The 20909-nt window shown below is 65.7% G+C and carries 24 protein-coding genes and 1 pseudogene; 14 read left to right on the top strand and 11 right to left on the bottom strand.

The window, feature by feature from the left end:
• The first annotated feature begins 35 nt into the window (after nucleotides 1-35).
• The 3 genes from LB533_RS19765 to LB533_RS19755 are packed head-to-tail and all read left to right on the top strand — an operon-like array spanning nucleotide 36 to nucleotide 1821.
• Nucleotides 36-632: a hypothetical protein gene (locus tag LB533_RS19765; RefSeq protein ID WP_224677985.1), complete on the top strand. Its 597-nt coding sequence runs from the start codon at nucleotides 36-38 to the stop codon at nucleotides 630-632.
• Nucleotides 629-1249 carry a hypothetical protein gene (locus tag LB533_RS19760; protein ID WP_224677984.1) on the top strand — a complete coding sequence of 207 codons (621 nt, stop codon included), beginning with the start codon at nucleotides 629-631 and terminating at the stop codon, nucleotides 1247-1249. Before LB533_RS19765 ends, LB533_RS19760 begins: the two co-directional genes overlap by 4 nt.
• Nucleotides 1246-1821, top strand: coding sequence for a hypothetical protein (locus tag LB533_RS19755; RefSeq protein WP_140642064.1), 576 nt, complete (start codon nucleotides 1246-1248; stop codon nucleotides 1819-1821). Before LB533_RS19760 ends, LB533_RS19755 begins: the two co-directional genes overlap by 4 nt.
• Before the next feature lie 22 nt (nucleotides 1822-1843).
• Here LB533_RS19755 and LB533_RS19750 read toward each other — a convergent pair whose 3' ends face one another.
• The 6 genes and pseudogenes from LB533_RS19750 to LB533_RS19730 form a co-directional block, all read right to left on the bottom strand.
• On the bottom strand, nucleotides 1844-2929 hold the full coding sequence (locus tag LB533_RS19750; protein WP_224677983.1) for a calcium:proton antiporter: 1086 nt from the start codon (nucleotides 2927-2929) through the stop codon (nucleotides 1844-1846).
• A gap of 161 nt (nucleotides 2930-3090) precedes the next feature.
• On the bottom strand, nucleotides 3091-4386 hold the full coding sequence (locus LB533_RS19745; RefSeq protein ID WP_224677982.1) for a hypothetical protein: 1296 nt from the start codon (nucleotides 4384-4386) through the stop codon (nucleotides 3091-3093).
• Between the two features lie 134 nt (nucleotides 4387-4520).
• Complete coding sequence (locus LB533_RS19740; RefSeq protein WP_140642058.1) at nucleotides 4521-5537, bottom strand: ABC transporter permease; 1017 nt, start codon at nucleotides 5535-5537, stop codon at nucleotides 4521-4523.
• The gene (locus LB533_RS19735; protein ID WP_411908905.1) at nucleotides 5534-6616 is read right to left on the bottom strand and encodes a sugar ABC transporter ATP-binding protein; all 1083 of its coding nucleotides are present in this window, start codon (nucleotides 6614-6616) and stop codon (nucleotides 5534-5536) included. The genes LB533_RS19740 and LB533_RS19735 overlap by 4 nt, the downstream gene beginning before the upstream one ends.
• Nucleotides 6590-7018: pseudogene (locus LB533_RS30185) on the bottom strand (ATP-binding cassette domain-containing protein); the annotation flags it as partial. The gene LB533_RS19735 and the pseudogene LB533_RS30185, both read right to left, overlap by 27 nt.
• 323 nt (nucleotides 7019-7341) lie before the next feature.
• Complete coding sequence (locus tag LB533_RS19730; RefSeq protein ID WP_140642054.1) at nucleotides 7342-8289, bottom strand: substrate-binding domain-containing protein; 948 nt, start codon at nucleotides 8287-8289, stop codon at nucleotides 7342-7344.
• A 317-nt stretch (nucleotides 8290-8606) separates the two neighbouring features.
• On the opposite strand from LB533_RS19730, the gene LB533_RS19725 reads away from it, so the two are divergent.
• Entirely contained in the window at nucleotides 8607-9299 is a 693-nt protein-coding gene (locus LB533_RS19725) for a RibD family protein (RefSeq protein ID WP_140642052.1), read from the top strand.
• Between the two features lie 18 nt (nucleotides 9300-9317).
• Here LB533_RS19725 and LB533_RS19720 read toward each other — a convergent pair whose 3' ends face one another.
• Nucleotides 9318-10208, bottom strand: a complete 891-nt coding sequence (locus LB533_RS19720) for an SDR family oxidoreductase (RefSeq protein ID WP_140642050.1) — start codon at nucleotides 10206-10208, stop codon at nucleotides 9318-9320.
• Between the two features lie 90 nt (nucleotides 10209-10298).
• Between LB533_RS19720 and LB533_RS19715 the strand changes: the two genes are divergently transcribed.
• Nucleotides 10299-11126, top strand: a complete 828-nt coding sequence (locus LB533_RS19715) for a helix-turn-helix transcriptional regulator (protein ID WP_181169448.1) — start codon at nucleotides 10299-10301, stop codon at nucleotides 11124-11126.
• A gap of 110 nt (nucleotides 11127-11236) precedes the next feature.
• On the opposite strand, the gene LB533_RS19710 is transcribed toward LB533_RS19715, so the two are convergent.
• Nucleotides 11237-12136 (bottom strand): LysR family transcriptional regulator, encoded by a 900-nt coding sequence (locus tag LB533_RS19710; protein WP_140642047.1) that lies wholly within the window; start codon nucleotides 12134-12136, stop codon nucleotides 11237-11239.
• Nucleotides 12137-12231: 95 nt separating this feature from the next.
• On the opposite strand from LB533_RS19710, the gene LB533_RS19705 reads away from it, so the two are divergent.
• The 3 genes from LB533_RS19705 to LB533_RS19695 all read left to right on the top strand — a co-directional run bounded on the left by LB533_RS19705 (nucleotide 12232) and on the right by LB533_RS19695 (nucleotide 14510).
• Entirely contained in the window at nucleotides 12232-13116 is an 885-nt protein-coding gene (locus LB533_RS19705; protein ID WP_140642045.1) for an aldo/keto reductase family oxidoreductase, read from the top strand.
• A 125-nt stretch (nucleotides 13117-13241) separates the two neighbouring features.
• The gene (locus tag LB533_RS19700; protein WP_224557506.1) at nucleotides 13242-13973 is read left to right on the top strand and encodes a pseudouridine synthase; all 732 of its coding nucleotides are present in this window, start codon (nucleotides 13242-13244) and stop codon (nucleotides 13971-13973) included.
• 135 nt (nucleotides 13974-14108) lie between these two features.
• Entirely contained in the window at nucleotides 14109-14510 is a 402-nt protein-coding gene (locus LB533_RS19695; protein ID WP_140642041.1) for a VOC family protein, read from the top strand.
• 6 nt (nucleotides 14511-14516) lie between these two features.
• On the opposite strand, the gene LB533_RS19690 is transcribed toward LB533_RS19695, so the two are convergent.
• Complete coding sequence (locus LB533_RS19690) at nucleotides 14517-15098, bottom strand: histidine phosphatase family protein (RefSeq protein WP_140642039.1); 582 nt, start codon at nucleotides 15096-15098, stop codon at nucleotides 14517-14519.
• Between the two features lie 218 nt (nucleotides 15099-15316).
• On the opposite strand from LB533_RS19690, the gene LB533_RS19685 reads away from it, so the two are divergent.
• A complete protein-coding gene (locus LB533_RS19685; RefSeq protein WP_224677981.1) occupies nucleotides 15317-15766 on the top strand; it encodes a universal stress protein in 450 nt (149 codons plus the stop codon).
• Between the two features lie 36 nt (nucleotides 15767-15802).
• On the opposite strand, the gene LB533_RS19680 is transcribed toward LB533_RS19685, so the two are convergent.
• Nucleotides 15803-16561, bottom strand: a complete 759-nt coding sequence (locus tag LB533_RS19680; protein ID WP_140642035.1) for a sulfite exporter TauE/SafE family protein — start codon at nucleotides 16559-16561, stop codon at nucleotides 15803-15805.
• Entirely contained in the window at nucleotides 16554-16760 is a 207-nt protein-coding gene (locus LB533_RS19675; RefSeq protein ID WP_224677980.1) for a hypothetical protein, read from the bottom strand. The genes LB533_RS19680 and LB533_RS19675 overlap by 8 nt, the downstream gene beginning before the upstream one ends.
• 175 nt (nucleotides 16761-16935) lie before the next feature.
• On the opposite strand from LB533_RS19675, the gene LB533_RS19670 reads away from it, so the two are divergent.
• The 5 genes from LB533_RS19670 (at nucleotide 16936) to LB533_RS19650 (ending at nucleotide 20908) form a co-directional block, all read left to right on the top strand.
• Entirely contained in the window at nucleotides 16936-17808 is an 873-nt protein-coding gene (locus LB533_RS19670; RefSeq protein WP_224677979.1) for a LysR substrate-binding domain-containing protein, read from the top strand.
• A gap of 126 nt (nucleotides 17809-17934) precedes the next feature.
• Nucleotides 17935-18441 (top strand): Lrp/AsnC family transcriptional regulator, encoded by a 507-nt coding sequence (locus tag LB533_RS19665; RefSeq protein WP_224677978.1) that lies wholly within the window; start codon nucleotides 17935-17937, stop codon nucleotides 18439-18441.
• A gap of 230 nt (nucleotides 18442-18671) precedes the next feature.
• Nucleotides 18672-19460, top strand: a complete 789-nt coding sequence (locus LB533_RS19660) for an ABC transporter substrate-binding protein (protein ID WP_140642124.1) — start codon at nucleotides 18672-18674, stop codon at nucleotides 19458-19460.
• A gap of 105 nt (nucleotides 19461-19565) precedes the next feature.
• The gene (locus tag LB533_RS19655; RefSeq protein WP_140642122.1) at nucleotides 19566-20237 is read left to right on the top strand and encodes an amino acid ABC transporter permease; all 672 of its coding nucleotides are present in this window, start codon (nucleotides 19566-19568) and stop codon (nucleotides 20235-20237) included.
• Nucleotides 20234-20908 (top strand): amino acid ABC transporter permease, encoded by a 675-nt coding sequence (locus LB533_RS19650; RefSeq protein WP_224677977.1) that lies wholly within the window; start codon nucleotides 20234-20236, stop codon nucleotides 20906-20908. The genes LB533_RS19655 and LB533_RS19650 overlap by 4 nt, the downstream gene beginning before the upstream one ends.
• The last annotated feature ends 1 nt before the right edge of the window (nucleotide 20909 follow it).

The following is a 20909-nucleotide window of genomic DNA, read 5'->3' as shown; positions in this document are numbered from 1 at the left end:
GCGGGTGGCTGATCGTTCGACGTGCATAGCAGGGAATGTTCAAGACTGCCCGTTCAAGAATCCAGGCCTGGATGACGGCAGGCGCGGGAACCATCGCCGCGCTGTTGGCCGCCGGCCTCATGGGCGCCTTTGGCGCCCTGCCCGCTCACCCTCCGCCGCAATTGCCGTCCGATGCCGCCGTCGATGCCGGCCGCTGGCGCATCAAGCCGGTGCGTGCCTATGTCAGCCATGCCGAAATCCATGGCGTGCCGCTGAAACCAGGCCAGAAGGCACTGGTGCTGGAGGCCGACATGACCAACCGCACGGCCGAATCCAACAAGGCCTATTTCGCTGTCTTCAAGCCGGAGGGGATCACTCTGCCGGACCCGATGCCGATGATCGCCCTGATACGCGATTCGACCCTGGCGCCGGAACTGCACCCCGGCATGACCGAGCGCCTGGCCTATGTCTGGCCGCTGGCCGGCGACGCCGCCCTGCCGCCGACGCTCGCCTTCGGCGTCACCGCGGAAATCTTCAAGCCGCGCGACAATCTCTATGGCACGCCCGGCTGGTACAATCCCTACCGTCTCGGCACAGTCACCTTGCCCCTCGCCAATATGCCGACAACGGACACGCCGGGAGCCGGCTCATGAGCATGCGGGTCCTCGGCAATCTCGTGATTCTCGCCGCCACCGTGGCGCTGAGCTACGGCATGCAGCTTTCCAAGCCGCATTATGCCGACCTCACCGCGCCCATCCCGGTCGACGGCGCCATGCACGACACGGTGCGGGCGCGCAGCTTCGACGTGCGGCTGGACGAGGTCGTCTTCGCCCGCGCGCTGAAGACCAACCAGTTCGGACAGCAAAAGCTTTTGACGACGAGCGGCGTGTGGGCGGTGGTGACGACCAGCCTCACCGCGACCTACGCCTCCATCACGGTCGCGGACGGCACCTGGCAAGGTCCGACCGGTCTGCGCTACCGCCAGACGGAGCGGCTGGGCTATCGCCAGGACATGCCGCCGCACGGCGTCGATCCCGGCTTGCAAAAACGCGGCCTGTTCGTCTTCGAAGTGCCGCCCGACCAGATCCGCGGCGCCAGGCTGCTGGTCTCGGAACGCCAATTCGGCGCGCTCGATGCGCAGGCCCGCATCAGCTTCGACGGGTTGCCGGCCGGTGCCGATGGACAACCGGCCGGCATCCTGCCGCAATACGATCTGGATGCACCACCGGGCCAGACTTCTGCCGGCCCGACATTGCAGGGCAAGCCATGAGCGCCGTCTCGACCGGCATGGAGCCGGCGGCCGGGCGGCAGGCCGAGAAAAAATGGCGCCGGCGCAGCCTGGCCGCACTCGCCGTCCTGCTGCCGCTGACGCTGGCCGAGACCAGCCATGACAGCCTGCGCGAATGGCTGGGCGGCGAAGACCTCATCGCCAGGCATGTCGAGTTTGGCCAGTCCGCGCACTTCGGCGGCAGCGACTGGAAACTGGCGGACCTGCGCGGCGGCAAGGTCGGCCGCTTGCCCGATCAGGCCTTCGCCGTCATCGCCACCTTCTCCGTCACCGTCGGCGATCCCGACTTGCAGAAGCAATGGCTGGGCTGCAAGCTGATGCTGACCGATGCCGTCGGCCGCCGCTGGCTCCCCGACGTGATTTCGGGCGTCAGACTGCCGGACGGCGTGATGAACTGCACCTCGGCGATCTTCTCCGGCGCCAAGACAGGCGACGTCATCACCATCGGCGACACCTTCATCGTGCCCGAGGATGCCATCAAGACCATCCGTCCCGCCATTGGGCTGGGAAGCGAGCGGCCGTGGTACCTGCGGTTTCAGCGGCCGCCGAAGTAGCGACAGCGCCGGCAGTCCGGAGTCACGGCACGGCGATCAACAGGACGTAGGCAACAAAGACGACGAGGTGAGCAAGTCCGGTGAGAACCGTCGTGCGTCCGGTACTGAAACTTACGACACTCACCGCAAGGGCCAGAGCCAGCAAAATCACGTCGCTCGGACCGAGACCGAGGTTGAGCGACTTTCCGGTGATGAGGCTGGCCGCCGCCACTGCCGGGATCGTCAGTCCGATGGTCGCGCACGCCGAGCCCAAAGCGACGTTCAATGCGCGCTGGAGCTCATTCCCCCACGATGCCTTGATGGCGGAGATCGCCTCCGGGAGCAGCACGACGAACGCGATCATCGCGCCGACGATCGCATCCGATTGCGGGATTTGCAGGTAGGAAAGGCCATCTTCGACGCCAGCCGCGACCCGTTCCGTCAGCAGAACGATCCCGACCAGTCCCAGAAGCAGAAAGACGAAATGGGTCGGCACGCCGTGAACCTGCGGAGAATGGCTTTCCGGAGCGCTTTCACGCACCTGCACCTCCAGGAAGTCCTCTTTCTGGCTGTAGCTCTGGGCGAAAACGAAACTGCCGTAGAGCAAGAGCGACAGCAGCGCGACGAAGGCCAGTTGCGTGGGAGAAAATGTCCCGGGGCTGGTGGCAAGCGTGTAGTTCGGAAGCACCATCGTCAGCACCGTGATCGCGATCAGCACCGAAAGAAAGGAACTTGTGCCTTGCCTTCGGATGTCCTGGTGGCGGTGCCGCCACCCGCCAAGTGTCAGGCACAGCCCTACGATGCCGGTGCAAACGATCATGACCGTGGAGAACACGGATTCTCGCGCCAGGGTCGGATTGTTGGCGCCATGTCGCATCATCGAGACGATGATCGACACTTCGATCGTCGTTACGGCCAAGGTAAGGACCAGGGTGCCGTATGGCTGTCCGACGCGTCGGGCTATCGCCTCCGCATGTCGCACCACGGCAAAGACGGTTGCCAGGGTAAGAACGATCGATATGCCGGCAACGACCACCACAATCGCCGTCCGGTAATCTTCGATCGGCTCTATGTTCGATTGCAGTATCAACGCCAGCGCGCAGCAGACCACAGGCAGGCCGAAGGTCATTGCCTCACTTCGACGGCGGAAGAAGTAAGTCATGGCATTCTCTTCGATCTTGCGAATGCAAACAGGCGGTCTGTTTACGAGACCAGGAAAGACCGCATTTTCGCCCCATCACACGCACATGGCAAGGCGCGACAAGGATACGCGACCCGCTGTTCCCGTCGCTACCGGGAACGACCGTCCGCCTCAACCGTCCCCTTGGAAAGCGAGAACGCCGTCTCCAGCACGGCGGCGAGGAAGCAGATGCGCAGCGGCTCGATCAGGATGCCGGTGGAGGAATCCTGGAACGGGCTGCCGAACAACAGCGTCACGCCATGCGACAGGATCTGCCAGACGTCGAGCTCGTGCGGGCCGATCAGCCGCGTCGCGCCGAGCCACAGCCAGGCCGCGCCCCAGTCGAGCAGTCGATAGCCGACGATCAGCGTACACAGCAATACGAGGCTGGAGCTTACCGTCAGCCGCACGCCATTGGCGATCGGCAGATAGCGCGAGCGGTAGCCGGCGACGAAATGCTCGACGAAATCGCGCAGGAATTTCGGCAGGCCGGCATAGCGCTTGCCGACACGTTCCAGCCTGCCATGCACGCGCATCAGTGCCGCGTCGTCGCGCACGTCATAGCCATAGATAAGCGCCGCCATGACCAGCCAGATCAGCGGCAAGAGCATGTAGAAGAACAGGTTGACGGCGACTGTCGAGGGCGCGACCGAGGTGATCTCGACCGGCACCATGGGCGCGGCCGCCGCCGCCGGCACCGGGCTCGCCAGCCCGTCGGCCGACGCCTGCAGAACCGACCAGAAATTGCGGCTCATCAGCCATTGCAACGCGCTGTCCTTCCAGCGGCTGATGACGTAGAGACCGACGAAGATCCAGTTGGTCTCGCAGATCACCACCACGATCTGCCAGAACGAGCCGGCGCCCGTTTTCGCCTGCATGAACTTGGCCATCCGGCGGACGAGCCAGGACACCGCCACCGAGACCAGCAGCCAGCGCGAATCCAGCACGTCCAGAACATTGGCGCTCTGGCCGAAGCCGGCCTGGTCGAGCGTTTCGCGCGAATATTGGCGCACGATGTCGCCGAGGAATCCCCAGGCGGCATAATAGGCGAAGAAGGGCAACAGCGCGATGGTGATCATCCGCACCAGCCGCGAACCGCGCCGGTCCGCGGTTCCCTCCCCCTCGGCGACCGCGGCGTTTTCCGCGCCACGCTGCGCGGCCAGCACATGGGGCAAGCCGGGACGCAGCACATGGAACATCGCCACCGTCACCACCAGTTGGGCCAGCGCCACCAGCGTCAGCATGGCGAGCCCGGCGAAATGGTTGGCGAGCGGCACCTTGGCCGCCAGTTGCAGCAAGAGATCGCCGGCCAGAACACCGGCCAGCACCAGCACGACGAGCTGCGGCCAGAACCGCCGCAGCAGCGAAAAACTCAAGCTGATCGGTCTGATGATATCGGCAAACATGAGGTTCTCTCAGAATGCCACCCGCCGGAAATCCTTCTAGCAAAGGGGGGTTGTTTTGCAAGAAAGGTGGCGAGCTCTCCTGCCTATGGCAGAGCGGCGATTTCCCCTTCTCCCACAACAAGGGGGAGAAGGAATTAGCGCCTCACCCGCGACTTCAGCCAGCGATCGAACGCCACCGCCAGGATCAGGATCAGGCCGATGACGATGCTTTGCGTGTAGGACGAGACGTTGTTGAACTGGAGCCCATTCTGCAGCACGCCGATCAGGGCGGCGCCCACCACCGTGCCGCCGACCGAGCCGATGCCGCCGAACAGCGAGGTGCCGCCGATGACGACGGCCGAGATGACCGTCAGCTCGTAGCCGATGCCGGCCACCGCTTCGGACGAATTCAGCCTGGCCGACAGCACGAAGGCGGCGAGCCCGGCGAAGAAGCCGACGATGACATAGACAGAGACCAGGATGCGGTCGACGCGCAGGCCCGACAGCCGTGCGGCCTCGGCATTGCCGCCGACGGCGTAGACGGCGCGTCCATAGCGCGTGTAGCGCAGCACGATGTGGCACAGGATGGCGGCCGCCGCGAAGATGATCGCCGGCACCGGCACGGGGCCGATCAGCCCGGTGCCGAACCAGCGCATGGAAGCGTCGAAGCCCGAGATCGGGCCGCCATTGGAGATGGTCAGCGTCAGGCCGCGAAACACGGTGAGCCCGCCCAGCGTGACGACGAAGGGCGGCACTTTCAGCCTGGTGATGGCAAAGCCCTGAACACCGCCGGCCACCGCCCCCACTACCACGGCAGCGAGCAGCGCCGCGAACCAGCCATAGCCCTGCGTTCCCGACGTCGACAGCGACAGCGTGTTGGCAGTGCCGCCCTTGGCGACCACGGCCGCCACCATGCCGCAGAAGGCCAGCAGCGAGCCGACCGAGAGATCGATGCCGGCGGTAAGGATGACGAAGGTCATGCCGAGCGCGATCAGCCCGGTGATCGATATCTGGCGGGTGATGTTGAACAGATTGATCGGATCGATGAAGCTCGGCTTCAGCACGGTGAAGACGACCACGAGCGCCGCCAGGAACAGCAGCGGCCCGAAATTCATCAAGAGCCGCGCAATGCTGATGCCGCCACGCCGGCTATGCTCCTCGGCCACGCTCATCGTGCCTCCTCCTCAACCGCTCCCGGCTGGTCGAGCGCCATCAGTTCCATCAGTTTTTCCTCGCTTGCCTCGATGCCCGGCATCTGCCCGGTGATGCGTCCCTTGCGCATGGTCACGATCCGGTCCGACACAGCCAGCACTTCGGGCAGCTCGGACGAAATAATCATCACCGCTATGCCGCGCGCTGCCAATTGCACCAGGATCTGGTGCACCTCGGCCTTGGCGCCGACGTCGACGCCGCGCGTCGGCTCGTCGACGATCAGCACCTTGGGATCCCGCGCCAGCCAGCGCGCCAGGATCACCTTCTGCTGGTTGCCGCCCGACAGGCCCTCGATCGCCTGCTCGGCCGACGCCATGCGGATCGACAGCATTTTCCGGAACCCCGCCAGCGCATCGCGCTCGCGCCGCTCGGCCATGAACCCAAAACCGTTGCTGAAGCGGCCGAGCGAGGCCACCGAAAAATTCACCAATATGCCCAATGCGGCAAAGATCGCCTGGTGCTTGCGGTCCTCCGGCACCAGGCCGATGCCGAGCTTGATGGCGTCCGCCGGCGAGGCCGGAGCGATCGGCCTGCCGTCGAGCGTGATCGTGCCCGCCGCGATGCGGTCGGCGCCGAAAATGGCGCGCGCCAGCTCGGTGCGGCCCGAGCCGACCAGCCCGGCGACACCCAGGATCTCGCCGGCCTTCAGGTCGATATCGACGCCGTCGAGCACGATGGCGTGCGGCGCTTCGGGGTCGCGCACGGTGCGCAATCCGCGCACCGACAACACGACGTCGCCGGCCACCGTGCGCTGCGCCGGCCGCGCATAGAGTTCGGACGCCGCGCGGCCAACCATTTTCTCGATGATGCGCGGCAATCGGATCGGCCCGCCTTCGCGGTCGAGATTGCCGGCCAACCTGCCGTCCCGGAGCACCGTCATGCGGTCGCAGATGGCGGCGGCCTCCTCCAGCCGATGGGTGACGAACATGATGGCGACATGGTCCTTGCGCAGCCTGTCCATGATCGACAGCAGCCGCTGCACCTCTGTCTCGGTTAGCGCTGATGTCGGCTCGTCCATGATGATCAGCCGGCTCTTCAGCGACAGCGCCCGTGCAATCTCGACGAGCTGCTGCTCGGCCACCGAAAGCGCCGAGACCGGCGTCATCGGATCGATCGTGAGGCCGACGCGGGCGATGATCGTGCGGGAGTCCTGCTCCATCTTGCGCCAGGAGACAAGGCCGAGCGGACCGGTCGGGGCGCGGCCTATGAAGATATTCTCCGCCACCGTCAGCGTCGGGATCAGGCTGAGTTCCTGGTAGATGGTGACGATGCCGAGCCGCTTGGCATCTTGCGGGCTCGACGGCCGGTAGTCGGCGCCGTCGAAGACAATGTGGCCGCTGGAGGGCGGTATCACGCCCGACAGGATTTTCAGCAGCGTCGACTTGCCGGCGCCGTTTTCGCCCAGCAGGCCGAGGATTTCGCCGGGCCTGATATCGAGCGAGACATCGTTCAGCGCGGTGACGCCGGCGAAATGCTTGGTGACGCCCTCGACGGCGAGCAGGACGGGTGCGGCTTCAGCCAATGATTGCTTCCTCGATCCGATTCATGCTGGCCTCTTCAGCGCGTGAACGCCCCCCTCTGGCCTGCCGGCCATCTCCCCCTCGAGGGGGGAGATCGGCAGTATTGATGGCGCACTCTTCCTGCAACGTCGGAGATTGGCGAAAGCAGAGAACCAGCCAATCTCCCCCCTCGAGGGAGGAGATGTCCGGCAGGACAGAGGGGGGCGCGACAGAACGCGACCTCCGTCCGTCATGCACCAAGCCCTCACTTCGTCTCGTTCAACCTCTCGGCCTTGTCGAGATTGTCCTTGCCGATGACGATCGGCGTCAACAGCACCAGCTTCTCCTTCGGCTCCGTCTTGTCTCTGGCGTAGGCGACGGCGATCTGCACGGCCGTGCGCGACTGCTGGCCGGGAAATTGTTCGACCGTGCCGGCGAGCTTGCCGTCGCGGACCGCGACCAGCGCTTCCGGCAGCGCGTCGAAGCCGTAGATCTTGACGTCGGTGAAGTTGCGCGCGGCACAAGCCTCCATGGCGCCCAGCGCCATGTCGTCATTGGCGCAGACGATCGCGTCCGGCTTGCCGTTGGCGGCAAGGCCGGCTTCCGTCACCGACAGCGCCTCGGCTCGGGCGAAATTGGCGGTCTGCTCGAAGACGATCTGGTATTTGTCCTTCAAGGGATCGAGCACATTGTGCACGCCCTTGTTGCGGTCGATCGCCGGCCCGGCGCCGGGCTGGCCCTGCAGATGGAACAATTTGGCGCCGTTGGGGAATGCCGCCACCACGGCCTGAGCTTCCGCCTCGCCACCCTTGACGTTGTCGGCGCCGACATGGGCGAGAATGCCCTCGACACCGTCGACGCGGCGATCGATCGTGACCACGGGAACGCCCGCCTTGACCGCTTCCTCGATGGCCGGCGCCAGCGCGTTGACGTCGAGCGGCGAGATCACGATGGCGTTGACCTTCTGCACCAGGGCCGCCTCGATGTCGGCGGTCTGCTTGGTGGCCGAGTTCTGGCCATCGCTCTCGGTCAGGTTGACGCCCTGCGCCTGCGCTTCGGCCTTGATCGCGTTCAGCATGTGCACGAAGAACGGAAAGCCGAGACTGGGCACCGAGCCGAGAATGGTGAGCTTGTCCTGCGCAAATGCCGAGGGCGCGGCAAGCACCATGGCGCCCGCGGCCACGGACGTCATCAGGAATTCACGTCTGTTCATGGGATCCTCCTCCACAAGAACGCACGGCCCCGGAAACCGGGACGGTTTCAGGAAGGATCATGCGTCGGTTCAAAGTGTTGGAGCATCCTCCTTGCGTTGCTAACGCATGCCGCTCCAGCTGATCGCCGTTGCAAAAACTACCTCCCGTCGGCACCAGCAAACGGATGCTAGCCCAGGCTCAACCATTTGTGCAACATCGATATAACAGGGCCAGACGGCAATGGCCGGAATTTGGATGAGCCGAGTGCCCAGCTTCCAATCTCCGGCGCTGGCCCTAGTTTGAACCGCGCCTGAGCTCGTTTGCTGGAGACACCCGCATGAAACCATATATCATCTGCCATATGATCGCGTCGCTGGACGGCAGTCTCCACCCGAGCCGCTACACGGCCAGTCCCGATGGCACCCGGGCCGAATGGTCGAGCCTCTACGAGCATATCCATAATGAGTTTGCGGGCGACGGCTGGATCGTCGGCCGCGTCACCATGGCCGAGATGAGCAAGGCCGGCGCGCACCCGCCGGCCGATGCGGGCAAGGTCGACCGACCCTATCATGTCGCGCAAACCGGTACGGGCAGCTATGCGGTGGCGCTCGATCCCTCGGGCAAGCTCCACTTTTCCAAACCCGACATTGGCGGCGACCATGTCGTGGTGCTGCTTGGGCACGATGTCGCCGACAGCCACCTGGCCGAGCTCGCTGCCGACGGCGTGTCCTATATCGTGGCGGAAACGGCCGACATGGATCTCGGCCGGATGCTCGAAGTTCTCAACCGCGAATTCGCCATTCGCCGGCTGCTGCTCGAGGGCGGCGCCGGCATCAACGGTTCCTTCTTCGCGGCCGGCCTTGTCGACGAGCTCAGCCTTCTCGTGGCTCCCGCCCTGGACGGGCGGGCGGCTAACCAGGGTTTCGTCGAATTCGGCGAAACCGGCCTCGCGGGCAAGATGCAACTGTCGCTCAAAAGCTGCGAAGCCCTCGCCCACGGGCTCGTCCATTTGCGCTACGCCGTCGGCTGACGACGCTTTATCGGCGCATCATGCGTCGTACTGCATGGCCTCGAGATCGGCGATCAGAGTCGGGCCGGTCGGCTGCCAGCCGAGCCGCGCCTGGGTCAGCGCGCTGGAGGCCGGCAGATCCATCGGGGCGAACATCGCCATCCAGCCGAAATGCTCCGCCGCCTGTTCCGGCGCGATCGAAACCACCGGCACGTTGAGGCCCCGCCCGATCACCTCCGCGATAGCGCGTACTTCGACGCCTTCCTCGCCGACCGCGTGATAGCGCGCGCCGGGCTGCTGCTTTTCCACTGCCAGCCGGTAGAGGCGCGCCGCGTCCAGGAGATGGCCCGCCGCATAGCGGTTGCGGCCCTCGCCGACATAGGCCGAAACGCCTTTCTGGCGCACGATTTCGATGAGCGGCGTGATGAGCCCTTGCTTGACCGGGTTGTGAACCTGCGGCAGCCGCACCACCGAGACGTTGACGCCGGCTTCCAGCAAGGCATTGCCGGCGAGCTCCGAGGCGATGCGCGGATTGGGATGGCTGGCGTTGAAGACGTCCTCGCTGGCAAGCTCGCCATGTCCGGGGCTGCCCACGCCGACGCCGGAAGTGATCACCAGCGGCCGGTCGGATCCGGCCAATGCTTGGCCGAGTGCCGCGATGACACGGCTATCCTTCTCGCAATTCTCGGCAAAGCGCGAGAAATCATGGTCGAACGCCGTGTGGATCACCGCTTCCGCCTTCGCCGCGCCCTCGCGCAGGCCCTCGGGATCCTCGAGCGTTCCCCGATGCACTTCGGCGCCCGCCGCCGTCAGCGCTTCGGCCCCCGCTTCGGAGCGAGTGACGCCGACCACCTGATGGCCCGCCTTGATGAGCTCCGCAACGAGCGCCGAGCCGATGAAACCGGTCGCGCCGGTCAAAAAGATACGCATGCGAATTCTCCTGCACGATTGCCTGCGCAGTATCGCCGGTCTATTATTCCATTAAAGTAGTGATCTTATCGTGGTATAATGGCTAACAGGATGCCCACCAATTCCGCCGGTTCGCTCGCGGCGTTTCTGAGAGACCGGCGCACCCGGCTCGATCCGGCCTCGTTCGGATTTTCAGGGCGTCGGCGCACGCCGGGGCTGCGCCGGGAAGAGGTGGCCCAGCGCGCCAACATCAGCCCTACCTGGTACACATGGCTGGAACAGGGTCGTGGCGGCGCGCCTTCGGCCGATGTGCTGAACCGCATTGCCAAGGGGCTGATGCTGACCGAGGCCGAGCGCGAGCATCTTTTCATGCTCGGGCTCGGACGCCCGCCCGAGGTCCGCTATATCGGCGCGGAAGGCATCAGCCCCCGGCTGCAGCGCCTCCTCGACACGCTTGAAGCGAGCCCCGCCTTGGTCAGGACCGCCACCTGGGATGTCGTTGCCTGGAACCGCGCCGCCCAGGTCGTGCTGACCGATTACAGCGCCCTGCCCGCCGACCAGCGCAACATCCTGCGCTTCATGTTCCGCAGCCCGGCCATGCGCGAAAAGCAGCACGACTGGGAAAGCCTCGCCCGTTTCGTGGTGGGCGCCTTCCGCGCCGACGCGGCGCGTGCCGGCGCGGTGTCCGAGGTACGCGAACTCGTCGACGAACTGTGCAGCGCCAGCCCCGAATTCGCCGCCCTGTGGCGCGAGAACGACGTGCTCAGCCATGGCGACGGAACCAAGCGGCTGAAGCACCCGGTGCTCGGCGATATCGAACTGGAATATTCGGGGTTCGCGGTCGACGGCCGCCCGGATCTGAGCCTGACCGTCTACAATCCGGTCGACAGCGCGGTCGCCGACCGCATTCGCGCCCTGGCGAAGCGCCCCAAAGCGTAAGTGTCATCGGACCCGCTGCGATGATCGTTGCTCTTTCCGAAACAATTTCAGAAAAATGCGCAGCGGGTTGCATCCGACCATGCGTCCCATGAAACCGTCATCGCGGCGCCTCACCACCGCATCCCGCCGACAAAGTCGATGAATGCCCGCAGCGGCGCCGGTATGAGGCGGCGGCCGGGGTAATAGAGGAATGGGCCGGAAAACTCCTGCCACCAGGGCTCCAGTACCGGCTCGAGCCGGCCATCGTCGAAATAGGGACGCAGCCAGTCCTCGAACAGCGAGACGATGCCGCCGCCGGCGACCGCCACATCGAGCGCAAGCGCCATAGCCGTGCCGGTGCTGACCAGCAGCGGCCCGGTCGGCTCGACGCTCACTATCTCGCCGTCGCGCTCGAACTCCCAGGGCGGCGTCAGGCCGCTGGCGAAGCGGCCGCGCAGGCATGCGTGATCGAGCAGGTCGCGCGGATGGTCGGGCCGACCACGCCGGTCGAGATAGGCCGTTGCGGCAGCGGTGGCGAAGCGCTGCCGGCGCGGGCCGATCGGTACGGCGATCATGTCCTGCTCCAGCCGCTCGTCATAGCGGATGCCGGCATCGCAGCCGCTCGCCAGTATGTCGACGAAACTGTCCTCGGCGGTCACCTCCAGTCTTATGTCGGGATAGGCGGCAAGGAAGGGCGGCAGAAGGCGCGGCAGCACCAGTTTCGCCGCCACGACAGGCACGTTGAGCCGCAGCGTGCCGGCCGGGCGGCCGCGAAAGCCGTTGACGACATCGAGCGCTGCCTCGACCTCGCCGAGCGCGGGGCCCAGCCGCTCCAGCAGGCGCGCGCCGGCCTCGGTCGGTGCGACGCTGCGCGTGGTGCGGTTGAGGAGCCGCACGCCGAGCCCCGCCTCCAGCCGCCGCACCGTTTCGCTGAGGCTGGAGGCGCTGACGCCGCTGACCCTGGCCGCCTCGCGAAAGCCGCCGGCGCGCGCCACCGCCATGAATGCCTGGAGGTCGCCCAGATCCGCCATTGTTCGCCTTTCTGCACAGCCTGTGCCGATTGCGCCATATTATCGCGCAAGCGTGCATTGTCTATATCTGGGCCGATCCACAGGAGATTGAGACCATGACTGACATCAGCAAGGCCGGAACCTTCAAGCTCGGCGACCGTACGGTGAAGCGCATGGGCTACGGCGCCATGCAACTGGCCGGACCCGGCGTGTTCGGCCCGCCAAAAGACCATGACGGTGCACTCGCCGTGCTGCGCGAGGCGGTGGCGAGCGGTATCGATCATATCGACACCAGCGATTTCTACGGCCCGCACATCACCAACCGGATCATCCGCGAGGCCCTGCATCCCTACCCCGCCAACCTCACCATCGTCACCAAGATCAGTGCCCGGCGTGGCGCGGACGCATCATGGATCCCCGCAATGTCACCGCAGGAGCTGACACAGGCCGTGCACGACAATTTGCGCAATCTCGGCCTGGACACGATCGAGATCGTCAACCTGCGCTCCATGCACGGCATACACGGCCCGGCCGAAGGCTCGCTCGAACCCCAACTGAATACGCTCGCCGAACTGCAGCGTCAGGGTCTGGTGCGCCATATCGGCTTGAGCAATGTCACATCAACCCAGATCGCGCAGGGGCGCGGCATCGTCGACATTGTCTGCGTGCAGAACCAGTACAACATCGCGCATCGCGAGGACGACGCGCTGATCGACGAGCTTGCCGCCGACGGCATCGCCTATGTGCCGTTCTTCCCGCTCGGCGGCTTCACGCCGCTGCAATCGAGCACGCTGGCCGATGTCGCGCAAAAACTCGGCGCGACGCCCATGCAGGTGGCGCTCGCCTGGCTGCTGCGCCGCGCGCCCAACATTCTGCTCATCCCCGGCACCTCGTCCGTCGCGCATCTGCGGCAGAATCTGGCGGCGGCGGAGTTGGAGCTGCCGGCCAACGCGCTTGCCGTGCTGAACGGGATCGCGGGCGAGACCGAGCAAGCGGCCTGAGCCGGCGCGACTAGCGCTTGCCGGGCGGCACCGCTGTCCGGCAAGGTCCCGACCTTGGCGGCGGCTTGCGCAGCCGTCGCCGGCCATGGCATCTGGGCCGGTACAACGGATCGATCCGAAGCAGCATGGCTCCACGACCACCACGACCCGGCGTCAGCCTCAACCGCGCGCTGTCGAAGCTCGGCCTGTGCTCGCGCACGCAGGCCGAGCGGCTGATCGCCGAGGGCCGTGTGCGCGTCGGTGGCAAGGTCGCGCGCGATGCTTCCCTGCGCGTCGATATGGATCGCGACCGCATCGCCGTCGACGGCGAAAAAATCGTTGCCGAGCGCAAGGTCTATCTCATGCTCAACAAGCCGCGCGGGCTGGTCACCACCCGCGAGGACCCGCTGGAGCGCGACACCGTCTATGCCTGCCTGGAAGGGCTCGACCTGCCTTTCGTCTCCCCCGTCGGCCGGCTCGACAAGGCGAGCGAGGGCCTGCTGCTGATGACCAACGACACGCGCTTTGCCAACCGGCTGATGGACCCGGCCTCGCATCTGCCCAAGACCTATCATGTCCAGATCGGCACGGTACCCGACGCGGCGGTGCTGGAAGCGCTGCGCGCCGGCGTTACCGTCGAGGGTGAAATGCTGACTGCGAACTCGATCGAGCTGCTGCGCAGCGGCGGCCGCACCGCCTGGCTGGAGATCGTGCTCGACGAGGGCCGCAATCGCCACATCCGGCGCCTGCTCGCCGCCCACGGCATTGAGGTCAAGCGCCTGATCCGGATCGCCATTGGCAGCTTGCCGCTCGGCGACCTCGCCAAGGGTACTGCGAGGCATTTGACGCCCGACGAATTGGCGCTGCTGGCGGGATGAATAGGCGCAAGGTCGGCACTGCCGTTCGGCAAATCGGCCGGCACTTCCGGCTCCTGACGGAAAGCTGTCAGGACCCCCCGGCCTATAGAAGGCCGGGAGCCCAGCCGCGGCTTCGACGATCAAGGAGCCAATGCGATGAATTTCGTCTCTGTCCGCATCATCACGTCCGATGTCCAGCGCCTCGTGCGCTTCTATGGCGAGATCACCGGAATGCCGGTGACGATGTACACGGAGGATTTCGCCGAACTGGCGACGTCGGCCTGCACGCTGGCGATCGGCAGCACGCGCACCCTGATGCTGTTCGGCAGCGACATCGCCCGCCCAGCCGACAACCGCACGGCCATCATCGAATTCCGAGTCGGCGACGTCGATGCCGAATTCGCCAGGCTGGCGGAAACCATCAAGGGTGCAATTGTCCAGGAGCCTACCACCATGCCCTGGGGCAACCGCTCGCTGCTGTTCCGCGACCCCGACCGCAATCTGGTGAATTTCTTCACGCCTGTAACCGCCGAGGCGATCCGGAAGTTCGACAGCTAGGCCGCCCTACTTCCCGTTCCACTTGCGCACCACCGGCTCGCCGAGGTCATGCTCGTAGCCGAGCACGCTGATGCTGGCTGTATCGAGCACGAACAGCGCGCCGTCCTGCGGCGGCAAGCCGAGCCAGCGGGCGGTGAGCACGCGCAGGAAGTGCGCGCTGGAAAAGATCAGCATGTCGGCATTGGCCTCGCGCAGGCGATCGATGATCCTGTCGGCGCGGGCGCCCACATCGGCCGCCGTTTCGCCTTGCGGGCAGCCGTCGCGAAAGACGTTCCAGCCCGGCCGTTCGGCCAGGATCTCCCTGGTGGTTCGCCCTTCATAGGCGCCGTAGTCCCATTCCTGCAGGTCGTCCATCTTGATGCTTTGCGCCCCGAAGCCGGCAAGCAGACTGGTGTTGTAGGCGCGCTGCGAGGGGCTCGACCACACGGCCGAAAACGGCAGGCCTTTCAGCCGATCCGCCACACCCCGCGCGGCCGCCTCGCCGGCCGTTGTCAGCGGCATGTCGGTGCGGCCGGTGTGCTGGCCCGAAAGGCTCCACGCCGTCTCGCCATGCCTGACCAGATGGATTTGAGGAAACGCACTGCTCATGACGGCCTTTCGAAGTTGCCGCACCTTAGAGGACGATGCGGCGAAGGGGAATCCAGTTGGCGCGAAAGTCCGGGGTGGAGCGCCCGTTTGGGTGCGGTCCATGTCAATGCCCACCACATTCCCTGGCCCTGATCCCCGCCGCATTGGCACAATGACTGGGCGCCGGGAATAATTATGTGTGGTTCATAGTTCACCAAGCACGATAGGTCACGATCATCATGTACAAACATCTGCTCATCGCCACCGACGGGTCGGAACTGGCCGACAAGGGCGTTGCCCACGGCCTCGGGCTGGCAAAGGGCATCGGCGCCACCGTGACCTTCGTCACCGTCTCGGAACAATTCCCGATCTTCGCCTGGGGCGGCGCCATGGCCGGCTACGCCGCGGGCGATGAGCTGGCCGCCTATCAGGAAGAAGCCCGCAAATACGGCAAGGAAGTGCTCGACAAATGCAAGGCTTCCGCCGAGGGGCTGGGCGTGTCGGCCAAGGTCGTGCACATCGAGGACAGAAGGCCCGCCGAGGCGATCCTGGAACTGTCGCAGACCGAACGCTGCGACCTGATCGTCATGGCCTCGCACGGCCGCCGCGGACTGGGCAGGCTGGTTCTGGGAAGCCAGACAGCGGAAGTCGTGTCCTACAGCGAAATCCCGGTCCTGGTGGTGCGGTAGGCCGGGTGCGGCCAGTCGGCGCCCTGCAAGCGCCACTCAGAACGCCGCTTCGGCCACCAGATAAAATCCCAGCGCCAAGAGCCCCGCGAAGAACACTTTGCGAAAAGTCTCGACGCTCATGCGCTGGCGCAGCGCTTGGCCGACAGCCATGCCGGCGAGCGCAGGCGCCAGCGCCGCGACCGAGCCCGCCAGCCCGGCCGTCGGCGAGGCCAGGGCGCCTGCCCTGAACAGCCCGATGGCCAGCGCCGCCGTCGACACGGTGAAGGACAGGCCGAGCGCCTGGATCAGCTCTTCCCTGCCCAGCCGCAGCGATTGCAGGTAGGGCACCGCCGGAATGACGAAGACGCCGGTGGCGCCGGTGACCAGGCCGGTCGCCACCCCGACCAGCGGCAATAGCAAGGCCTCGTGGCGTGGCGGCGTCGAAAAGCCGGCCTTGGCGAGGCCGAGAAAGGCGTAGAGCATCAGTGCCACGCCGAGCGCGCCGGACGCGGCCGCCGTGTGCGCGCCGGTGAGCAGGCCGGCGCCGGCAACGGTGCCGATCACCACGCCGGCCATCATCGTCCATAGCCGCCTGACAAGCCCGCCGAACGAAGGACCGGTGGACAATTGCCACAGGTTGGTGACCAGCGACGGGATCAGCAGAAGCGTGGCCGCCTCGGCCGGCGCCATGGTCACCGCCAGCAGGCCCATCGCCACTGTCGGCAGGCCCATCCCGACCACGCCCTTGACGAAGCCGGCGGCAAGGAAGACGGCGCAGACCCAGGCGACGGCGGCGGCGCTCAGCGGCTCAATCATGGAGCAGCATGTCGGCGGCGTCGGCCCCGGCTGCCGCCGGTCCGGCGGCGGTGCTGCTGACAAGGGCGGATGTCATGGCGCATCCTGGCATGCCGGAATTCGAGCGCGCCATGGCCAGAAGGGCGACGGCAACCGCCAGCAGCATCGCCGCGCTTTCAGCGATGCCGAGCCCTTGCCGGTTCGATGCCGGTTTTCTCATTCTCATCATGGACCTCCACCGAAACTGTTTGACGAAATTCGCCGTCACCCACAATGTGGAAATCGCGGCGCCAGCCTTCGGCTTAGACGAAGGCTGGCGCCGCAAGCCGGGAGGCCCGCTGCCATCGATCGCGTGATGGCGGCCATCGCCCGGGCTGTCTTGCGGGAGGAAAAAGATGCGCTTCGACCTGGTCGATCTCCGGCTGTTCCTGCTGGTCGCCGAGTGCGGCAGCATCACCCATGGCGCCGAGCTCGCGGGCCTTGCGCTGGCCTCGGCCAGCGCTCGCATCAAGGGCATGGAGGACAGGCTCGGCGCGCCGCTTCTGGAGCGCCGCCGGCGCGGCGTGGTGCCGACGGCCGCCGGCCAGGCGCTGCTGCACCACGCACGCGCGGTGCAGAACCAGATCGAGGCGATGGCCGGCGAGCTCGGCGCCTATGCCGCCGGCCTGCGCGCGCGGGTCCGCCTGCTCGCGAACACGGCCGCCACCAGCGAGCTTCTGCGCGACAGGCTGCCGGCCTTTCTGGTCGCGCATCCCGGCATCGACGTAGAGCTCGATGAGCGCCCCAGCCACGAGATCGCCGAGGCGGTGGCGAGCGGCGCAGCCGATCTCGGCATTGCCGCGACCTGGGCCGGCCTTTCACATCTCGAGCAGAAACCGTTCTTCGTCGATAGGCTGGTGGTGATCGCCGCGCGCAACCGCCCCGGCCTCGAAGGCCGCGCGACCGGCCTCGCCGACATTCTCGGTGAAACCTTTGTCGGCCTGAGCGCCGGGCATCCCTTGCAGGAGCACATCTCCCGCCAGGCCGCGCGCCTTGGCGGTCATCTGCATTTTCGCATCCGCGTGCCCGGCCTCGACAATGTGTGTAGGCTGGTGGCCCAGGGCGCGGGCGTCGCCATCGTGCCGGAAAGCATCGTGCGCCGCTCGGTGCCCAGCCTGCGCAGCCTGCGGCTGACGGACGACTGGGGAACCCGCCAGCTCAATCTCTGCGCCCGCCGCTTCGACAAGTTGACGCCGCAGGCCAAGCTGCTGGTCGCTGCACTGGTGTGAAGCCGCCGCCCACATGCTGAATTCGCGTGGAATCATGCCTTGCCTTTAAGGAATCCATGAAATAGCTTGTTTGCACATAGGCAAAAAAATCGCCTAGCTTTTTTCGTTTTATGAAAGACGGGGGACTTGCGGGAACATCTCGATCTGACCGATCGGCGTCTGGTCAAACAGCTGTCGCAGGACGCGCAGCCGGGCATCAACCGCCTCGCCGAGATTCTGGCGATCTCGGTGCCGACGGTGCGCACGCGGCTGCGCAGCCTGCTCGACCGCAACCTGCTCAAGATCGTCGGGCTCTTGAACCTGACGGAGCGGCCCGAACTGATCTCGGCCATCGTCGGCATCAACGCGCAAGGGCGCGGCCGCGCCCGCGAACTGGCGCAGCGCATTTCAGAACTGCCCTTCGTCAACTCGGCCTCGGTCGTCACCGGGCGCTTCGACATCATCGTCGACGTGACGGTGGCCGGAGACGTCGCCGATCTCTACCGCGTCACCAGCGAGTTGATCCCGGGCGCCGGCGAGCCGGGCGAGGTCGTGCGCAGCGAGACCTTCGTCGTCATGGCGTCCTGCAACAAATGGGTCAGCCTGCCGGAAGGCTGCTGGTCGGACGACAGCATTCGCAAGGAGCCGGCATGAGGATAGCGGTTCTCGGGGGCTCGGCCTGCTCAACTCGCTGCTGCATGTGCCGGACGCGCCTTTCGTCGACGCGTTGGCCACGCGCGGCATCACGGTCGCCGAAACGAAGGCCCGGCACCAAGAGACGGATTTTCGAACGGTGGCCGCCGCCGGCAACGGCGCCGCCGCTCAAAAAGCACCCTGTAAGGTAGACAACAAGACGACAAAAGGAGGAATGCCCAATGAAACCAATGAAGATTGCCAAGCTTTTCATCGCCGGCCTCGCACTGGCCGGCCTCACCGCCGCCGCCAGCGCCGGAGCGCTCGACGACATCACCAAGCGCGGCGAACTGCGTGTCGCGGTGCAGACGCAGGGACCGCCCTTCTCGCTGGTCGGCGCCAATGGCGAACGCACCGGCAGCTCGGTGGAACTGGCCGAACTGATGGCCAAGGAAATGGGCGTCAAGATCACCTTCCTCGACTTCGACTGGGACGGCCTGATCCCGGCGCTGCTTTCGGGCAAGGCCGACCTTCTGGTCGCCGACATGACGCCGACGCTGGCACGCGGCATGAAGGTCGCCTTCACCACGCCTTACATGTATACTGGCAGCACTGTCTTCACCAAGGCCGACGGGAAGTTCAAGACCACCGAGGACTGCAAGGCCAAGGGTACCAAGATCGCCGTGCTGCTCGGCGCCACCGGCGAGAAGGAAGCCAAGGCCGCCTTCCCCGATGCCGACATCAAGAGCTACAAGGGCGGCGGTCCGCTGCTGCTCGACGCCGTCAACAACGGCCAGGCCGATTGCGGCGTCAACGACGTCTCGGCGGTCAAGGGCCAGTCGACAGCCTATCCGGCCGGCACCTTCACAATCATGCCGGACCTCCTCTCGAAGGAGCCGCTTGCCTTCGCCACCCGCTATGACGAGCCGGACCTCCTGATCTGGATGAACCTGTTCCTCAACCAGGTCACCATCGACGGCCGCCTGCAGAAGAACCTCGACTACTGGGTCAATTCGGAAGACTGGAAGAAAGATCACTGATTAGGCATTAGTGAGTAGTGAATTAGTGGGTAGTGAATAGGATCCGCCTGCCTACTCACTACTCACTACTCACTACTCACTATTCCCTACCCCCCATTCACGCCCATGCTCGAGAATTTCAGCTTCCGCACCATCGTCGAATACCTGCCCCTGTTCGGGCAGGGCCTGGTCACGACCGTGTGGCTGTCGGCGCTGTCCTTTTTCGGCGCGCTCGCGGTCGGCATCCTGCTGTGCGCGATGAACCTGCAGCGCAGCTGGCTGTTTCGGGTGCCGGCCAAGGCCTATATCGACGCCGTACGCGCCACGCCCTTGCTGGCACAGCTCTATTTTCTCTATTTCGGCCTGCCGCGCCTCGGTTTCGTGCTGCCCGAACTCGTCGTCGGTATCCTCGCGTTGTCACTGAACAGCGGCGCCTATGTTGCTGAAATCATTCGCGCCGGCATCCTGTCGATCCCGCGTGGCCAGGTTGAGGCCAGTGTTGCTTCGGGCATGACCTATGTCCAGCGCATGCGCCTGGTGGTCTTGCCACAGGCGTTCAAGGTGACGATCCCTCCGCTGCTGGGACAAGCGATTGTGCTGGTCAAGGATTCGGCGCTCCTCTCGCTGATCTCGGTCGCCGAGCTGACGCGCGCCGGCCAGTTGCTCGCTTCCGACCGCTTCATGCCGGCGGAAGGATTCCTCACCATCGCCGCCTTCTACCTCCTGCTTTATTACGGACTCAAAGGGCTGGCGGTTCTCTCCGGCCGCTGGCTTGGCTCGGCGGGAGCGCGCGCATGATCTGGCAACAGTTGCAAAGCCTTGCGGGCAGCTATCCGCTGGCGCTGCGCGGCCTCGGCATGACCGTGGTGCTGTCGCTGATCAGCCTGGTGCTGGGCACCCTGCTCGGCTTCGGCCTCGGCATCTTGCGGACCGGCGGCAACCGGTTGATCGCCAGCGTAATCGGCGCCTGGGTCGACCTCATCCGCGGCACGCCGTTCCTGGTGCAGATATTCCTGATCTTCTTCATCTTGCCGGAGCTGGGCATCGAGCTCGACGCCTTCACCGCCGGCATCATCGCGCTGACCAACCTCGCCGCCTGCTTCATCTGCGAGATCGTCGCCGCCGGCATCCGTTCGGTTCCGACGGGCCAGGTCGAGGCGGCACTGGCGTCCGGCCTGTCGCGCTGGCAGCGCATGCGCCAGGTGGTGCTGCCGCAGGCGATGCGCATCGTGCTGCCGCCGCTGGTCGGGCAATATGTGCTGCTGATCAAGGATTCTTCCGTCGTCTCGGCGATCGGCCTGACCGACCTCACCCGAGTCGGCTGGCTGGTGGTGCAGCGCGTGCCGAACGGCCTGCTGGTGTTCTTCCTCGTCGGCGTCGGCTATTTCCTCGTCTGCTATCCGCTGATCATGCTCGCCCGCCGGCTCGAACGTCGCATCGGTGCCGCCCATGGCGAGGTGCAGATATGAC

Origin of the sequence: Mesorhizobium sp. BR1-1-13 (assembly GCF_020165515.1) — a bacterium.
Classification (GTDB): Bacteria; Pseudomonadota; Alphaproteobacteria; order Rhizobiales; family Rhizobiaceae; genus Mesorhizobium.
This window is presented reverse-complemented; position numbering and strand designations above follow the sequence as displayed.